At 70.9% G+C, this 4,569-nt stretch carries 5 protein-coding genes and 1 pseudogene; 3 read left to right on the plus strand and 3 right to left on the minus strand.

The window, feature by feature from the left end; all coding sequences use genetic code 11:
• The 3 genes from DMC18_RS23020 to DMC18_RS23030 all read left to right on the plus strand — a co-directional run.
• On the plus strand, window positions 1-1,444 hold a 1,444-nt coding region (locus DMC18_RS23020), incomplete at its 5' end, for a sensor histidine kinase (RefSeq protein WP_110133344.1).
• 71 nt (window positions 1,445-1,515) lie between these two features.
• Window positions 1,516-1,653 carry an entericidin A/B family lipoprotein gene (locus tag DMC18_RS23025; RefSeq protein WP_110120447.1) on the plus strand — a complete coding sequence of 46 codons (138 nt, stop codon included), beginning with the start codon at window positions 1,516-1,518 and terminating at the stop codon, window positions 1,651-1,653.
• Window positions 1,654-1,859: 206 nt separating this feature from the next.
• On the plus strand, window positions 1,860-2,969 hold the full coding sequence (locus tag DMC18_RS23030; RefSeq protein ID WP_199232615.1) for a hypothetical protein: 1,110 nt from the start codon (window positions 1,860-1,862) through the stop codon (window positions 2,967-2,969).
• Between the two features lie 29 nt (window positions 2,970-2,998).
• Here the strand turns inward: DMC18_RS23030 and DMC18_RS23035 are convergent, their stop codons facing one another.
• The 3 genes and pseudogenes from DMC18_RS23035 to chpT form a co-directional block, all read right to left on the minus strand.
• On the minus strand, window positions 2,999-3,829 hold the full coding sequence (locus DMC18_RS23035) for a protein-glutamate O-methyltransferase CheR (RefSeq protein WP_110133345.1): 831 nt from the start codon (window positions 3,827-3,829) through the stop codon (window positions 2,999-3,001).
• Window positions 3,826-4,203, minus strand: a complete 378-nt coding sequence (locus DMC18_RS23040) for a PleD family two-component system response regulator (protein WP_199228509.1) — start codon at window positions 4,201-4,203, stop codon at window positions 3,826-3,828. The genes DMC18_RS23035 and DMC18_RS23040 overlap by 4 nt, the downstream gene beginning before the upstream one ends.
• Window positions 4,204-4,338: 135 nt before the next feature.
• A pseudogene (chpT, locus tag DMC18_RS23045) lies at window positions 4,339-4,569 on the minus strand (histidine phosphotransferase ChpT); the annotation flags it as partial.

Consider the following 4,569-nt stretch of genomic DNA (forward strand, 5'->3'; position numbering starts at 1 on the left):
CGGCGCGGTGAAGGCCCGCCTGCCCGGCTACGCCAACCTGATCCGCTTCGACGCCTATGGCCGCGTGGCCTGCGCGGCGGGCACCACGCCGCGCGACCCCGAGCGCGCTCATCGCCCCTGGTTCCTCGACCTGGCCGCCGGCGCCCACCTGGCCGTCGCCCCGACCCCGGGCGCGATCTATTCGGGCGAGCCGTCGGTGCTGACCGCCGTCCGCGCCGAGGACTCGTCCGGCGTGTTCGACGGGGCCATGGCCGCGGTGCTGACCCTGTCCAGCCTCAAGCCCGAGACCGCCAACCGCTTCCTGCCCGACGGCGCCGAGATCGGCCTGGCGGACTCGCGCGGCCAGGTGTTCTCGGCGACCACCCCCGGCGCTTTCGGCGAGGCGCGCCCGGGCCTGCGCGACGAGATCGACCAGGGCCGCACGGTGCTGTGGTCGGGCAAGGACGCCCAGGGCCGTCGGCGGCTGTTCTCGGCCGCCTCGCTGGTCGAGGACGACGTCTTCGTGATCCTGTCGGCGCCGGCCCCCGGCATCGTCTCCTGGGCCTCGCTGAACCCGATCTCCAGCATGCTGCTGCCGCTGCTGGCCTTCGCCCTGGCCCTGCTGGCGGTGTTCTGGGCCACCGAGCGCGAGGTGATCCGCTGGATCGTCTATCTGCGCCGGGTGGCGGCGATATACGCCAAGGGCCGCTTCACCGTGCGCCCGGTGCAGGCCTCCGAGCGAGCCCCGCCGGAGATCCGCGAGCTGGCCAAGACGCTGGACGACATGGCCGTCGGCATCGTCCAGCGCGACGCCTCGCTGCGCGACAGCCTGGCGGAGAAGGACTCGCTGATGCGCGAGATCCACCACCGCGTGAAGAACAACCTGCAGATCATCACCTCGCTGCTCAACATGCAGCAGCGGGCGCTGACCGACCCGGCGGCGCGCACGGCGATGAACGACACCCGCCAGCGGATCACCGCCCTGGCCCAGATCTATCGCGCCCTCTACCAGGGGCCGGACCTCAAGCGGGTGGACCTGCGGCCGTTCCTGGAGGAGCTGACCGCCCTGCTGCTGGCCGGCGACATCAACGGCCCCGGCGCGGTGCGCACCGAGGTCCACGCCGACCCGCTGGTCATCGACCCCGACCGCCTGGCGCCGCTGGCCCTGTTCGCAGTCGAGGCCATCACCAACGCCCAGAAACACGCCCTGGCCGAACGCGGCGGCGCGCTGACGGTGGACTTCTTCGTGCGCGGCGAGGAGGCCGAGCTGGCCATCGGCGACGACGGCCCCGGCGCCCCGTCCGGACCCGGCGAGGGGGTGGGCCGCACCCTGATGACCGCCTTCGCCCGCCAGTTGCGCGGGACGGTGAAGTTCGACGTCAGCCCGATGGGCGGACTCCTTGTGCGGCTTGTGTTCCCGACGCCCCAGGCCCTGCCGGCGCCCCAGCATCAGGCCGGAACCTAGACCGCGCGGCCACGTTTGCTCTGGGCGATCCATCATCCGCCCACGAGGGCGAAAAGCGGAGAACCTCCCCCATGCGCAAGCTGATCATTTTCGCCGCCCTGGCGGCCAGCCTGACCGTCGCCGCCTGCAACACCGTCGAAGGCGCCGGCAAGGACGTCTCGTCCGCCGGCAAGGCCGTCACCGACACCGCCCGCGACGCCAAGAACTGATCCGGTCGCCTCGACTGGATGCGAGGGGCCCGTCTCAACCCTGAGGCGGGCCCCTTTCCATTCGGATCGTCACGTTACGCAGATGACGTCGAGAAACGGGCGCAACGCTCGCCCGCGCATCAAACTTTGCAATACCGACACAAAAGGCCCGGATTTTCTGTCTCCGGGGAGATAACCAGGCCAAGTCCGCAAGCCACGCTGTTGGCATGTCGGTTCCGGTCGCTTCCCTCGATTCAGCCCTTCCTCCCGTCTTCGTGCACAGCGGCTGGCGCTGCTCGAGCACCTACATCTGGAGCCGGTTTCGCGCCCTGGCCGGCGTGCGGGCCTATTACGAGCCCTGGCACGAACATCTCCAGACGATGACCCACGAGATCATCGCCCGCGAGACGCCCGAGCACACGCGGCTGCGCCATCCGGGCGGCGACCGCCCCTATCTCGCGGAATTCTCGGACCTGATCACCCCGCAGGGCGGCGTGGCCGGCTATCACGAACGCTTCGCCCTCGACGGCTATCGCCTGGCGGCCGAGCAGGACGATCCCGAGCAGCAGGCCTATGCCGCCGGCCTCATCGATCACGCCCAGGCCCAGGGCGAAGTCCCGGTGCTGGCCTGCTGCCGCACCCTGGGCAAGATCGAGTGGCTGCGGCGCCGGTTCGGCGGCTTCCACATCGTGCTGATCCGCGACCCGCTGCAGCAGTGGCTGTCGTTCTACTCCCTGCGCAAGCGTCCCCGGCCGACCTATTTCGAGATCTGCCAGTACGTGCTGATGGCGGAGTTCGCCGAGGCCGACAGCCTGCGCGGCGACCTGAAGGTGCCGGACTCCCGCGGCCACGGCTTCGCCGGACGGCTGGCGGCGGTGCGGCGGCGGCTGAAGCGCGCGCCGGCCAAGGTGTCGTTCGCCGCCTTCCTGTCGATCTACATCCTGTCCTACCTGCAGGCCCTGCCGGAAGCCGACCTCGTCATCGACGTCGACCGCCTGGGCCGCGACGCCGACTACCGGGCCGCCGTCTCACAGGCGATCGAAGCGGGCTGCGGCCTGTCGCTCGATTTCTCGGACTGCCGCACGCCCGAGCCGCGCGAAACCGCCCCGCCCGTGCGCTACCGGCAGATGTCGCGGCGGGTGGTCGAGAGGCTGGACACGCGCGGCGCCCTGGCCGCGCCCGGCGCCACGGCCCTGCTGTTCGGCAAACTGGCGCGGGCCATGGTCGACGCGCCGGAACCGCCGCCATCGGCATGGCGGACGCTGGTGTCGTGGCTGCGCGGTCAACGCGACGGCATGGCCCAGGCGGTCACGCGGCCGGCGCCCCGTCTGGGCTGACGCTCGGGGGCGTTTCGCTGGGAGGCGTTTCAGGCCGCGGCGGCGCGGTAGGCGGGATCGCGGGCGAACACGCCCGGACGGCCGGCCACCGGATGCAGGGCCTCGGTCACGCCGGCCAGGCTCTCGGCCTCGCCCAGCACCAGCAGACCGTCCTCGGTGAGGCGCGCGGCGAGGTTCTCGATCAGGCGGGCGCGCACCGACAGGTCCAGGCCCGGCAGCACGTTGCGCAGCATGACGAGGTCGAAGGCGCCCATGCCCGACAGGTCCGACATCAGGTTGATGCGCCGCCAGCGCACGGCCTGGCGGATGCGGGGCGAGATCGCCCAGGTCTCGTCGTGATTCTCGAAATGCTTGATCAGCAGCCGGATCGGCAGGCCGCGCTGCACCTCGAACTGGGTGTAGAGGCCGCTCTGGGCCTTTTCCAGGCAACGCTCGGAGAGGTCCGAGGCGAAGAACTCGAAACGCACGCCCGGTTCGAGATTGCGGGCCTCGTCGGCGGCGATGGCCAGGGAATAGATCTCCTGGCCGGTCGAGCAGGCCGCGCTCCAGATCCGCACCGAACCGTCCTTGCGGCGGCGCGACAGTTCCGGCAGCGCCGTTTCCCGCAGGAAGGCGAAGGTGGCGCGGTCGCGGAAGAAGGCGGTGTCGTTGACGGTCAGGGCCTCGACCACCGCCCAGATCAGCCGCTCCTCGCGCTTGGCGCGCAGGGCCGCCACCAGGGCCTCGATCGAGGGATAGCCCTCGCGGCGCGCCAGCGGCGCCAGGCGGCTTTCGACCACGTAGTGCTTGTCGGCCTCGACCTTCAGGCCGGCGCGGGTGCGGCCCAGGGCCGCCAGCAGATCCATGTCCTCGGGGGTCATAGCAGGCCCGCCTCGGCGAACTTGGCGGCGATGATCTCGCCGTCGAAGGGTTTCATGATGTATTCGTCGGCGCCGTGATCGAGGGCCAGGCGGATGTTCTCGACCTTGTTCTCGACGGTGCAGAACACCACCACCGGCGCGTCGCCGCCCGGCTCCTGGCGCAGGCGCTGCAGGAATTCCAGGCCGTTCATCACCGGCATGTTCCAGTCGAGCAGGACGGCGTCGGGCATGGCCGCGCGACACCAGGCCAACGCCTCCATGCCGTCGGCGGCCTCGGCGATGTCGAAGCCGATGTCTTCCAACGCACGGCGGGCGACCTTGCGGATCACCCGGCTGTCGTCGACGACGAGGCAGGTCTTCACGGCACGCTCCAAATCGGAGAGCGCGTCAGGCGAAAGTGTGCGCGGTTTCGCCGCCAGACGCGCTCCAAATCCTAGACGACCAGGATGGCGTGATCCGGGTTAAGGAGCGGTGACGGCGCCGAAAAACGTACGGTTCAGTCGGAAATGTCAGTCGGCGGGCGTCCAGGCGGCGATGCTGACCCGCTCCTCGGCGATCTCGACGCCGATCTGGCCGCCGGCGGCGCGAACCACCGCGTAGAGATAGGCCGCCTGCACCCAGGGACCGCCCAGGCCTTCGCCCAGCGGCTCGCCCTTCAGGCCGGCCAGCACCTCGGGGCGCAGGCGGGCGCGGGGGCCGACGGCGTCGGCGGTGATGGCCGTGCGGCCGTCGGCGACGAC

Source organism: Caulobacter sp. D5 (genome assembly GCF_003185805.1).
Classification (GTDB): domain Bacteria; phylum Pseudomonadota; class Alphaproteobacteria; order Caulobacterales; family Caulobacteraceae; genus Caulobacter.